This is a genomic window from Sulfitobacter sp., assembly GCF_041552635.1.
Lineage (GTDB): Bacteria > Pseudomonadota > Alphaproteobacteria > Rhodobacterales > Rhodobacteraceae > Sulfitobacter.
Map to the genome: position 1 here is coordinate 1 of NZ_JBFEKM010000401.1, position 1,037 is coordinate 1,037.

Annotated in this window: 3 protein-coding genes; all 3 read right to left on the minus strand. The window is 58.2% G+C overall.

Annotated elements, in window-relative coordinates; all coding sequences use genetic code 11:
- Positions 1-101: 101 nt before the first annotated feature.
- Positions 102-434, minus strand: coding sequence for a hypothetical protein (locus ABYT07_RS21385; protein WP_372994018.1), 333 nt, complete (start codon positions 432-434; stop codon positions 102-104).
- Positions 431-844 carry a cupin domain-containing protein gene (locus ABYT07_RS21390; RefSeq protein ID WP_372994021.1) on the minus strand — a complete coding sequence of 138 codons (414 nt, stop codon included), beginning with the start codon at positions 842-844 and terminating at the stop codon, positions 431-433. The genes ABYT07_RS21385 and ABYT07_RS21390 overlap by 4 nt, the downstream gene beginning before the upstream one ends.
- Positions 841-1,037: GNAT family N-acetyltransferase (locus ABYT07_RS21395; protein ID WP_372994024.1), on the minus strand; the 197-nt coding region annotated here is incomplete at its 5' end. The genes ABYT07_RS21390 and ABYT07_RS21395, both read right to left, overlap by 4 nt.

A 1,037-nucleotide genomic window follows, 5' to 3' on the forward strand; every position in this document is an offset into this window, starting at 1 on the left:
AACCAGTTGTTCAGGCACAACGGGTGTGCGCGCAGCTGTAGGCGGCGGGTCAGTCAGCGTGCCAAGCGTGATCTAACGGAGCGCTGACGCGCAAGACATGTTTAATCCGGTGCGCGCAGCGGCGTTATTGCGCCATCCCAACAGCTTTGGCCCGCCATAGGTTGATATTTCGTCTTGGCCCAGCTGCGTTTATGAACGCGGACACAGATTGGATCGCCCGTGCCATAGGTCGGGCGAATGCCCACCGGCTCGGCTGTATATGTGTTCCGGTCGGACAACTCGAACGTCACGCGCCATAGGTCCGGCCCTTTGTCGGGGATTACGGGGGCGACCGAAACCACATTTGCCGGGACCACTTCAACACTGTTGGTGGCCCTTTCGATCAGCGCGAGAGCCGCGACACCAGCGACGGCAATTGTGCGTTTGCGGTTCATGTGGGGATCTCCAAGGTCGGGTCAAGGGTGAACCCCTCGAATGTGAATCCGGGGGAAACGGTGCAACTTACCAGTGTAAAGTCGCCCGTGCTGTGGGCGCGTTGCCAGTGTTGTTCGGGCACGATGATTTGTGGTTCGCCTTTGGTCAAATCCGGCGTTAGCAGATGATCACGGGCCGGACCGGCCTTTGTCTCTGCCATGCCAAGGATCAAGGGCGCCCCTGCGTGATACAGCCAGATTTCGGTCGCATCCACACGGTGCCAATCGCTGCGCTCTCCTGCTTTCAGCAAAAAGTAGATGCAGGTGCCTGTTGGCCGACCATCATTTTGCGCCATCCATGTCTGGCGGTAATGCCCACCTTCTGGATGTGGAACAAGGTTGAGCCGGTTCATGATCTGATCCGCTGTCATAGCTTAGCCTCAAAGAATAGCAGATGCGGCAAGGCCTCTGCGGGGATGTCTTGATAGGGGCCACGATCGGAAAAACCCATCGACGCATAAAGCGCGCGGGCAGGGCCCAAGTTGACCGATGTGTCCAGAACAACCCGACTAAAGCCATCTGCACGGGCTTGGGCAACAAGCGCGGAAACAAGTTGGCGCGCAA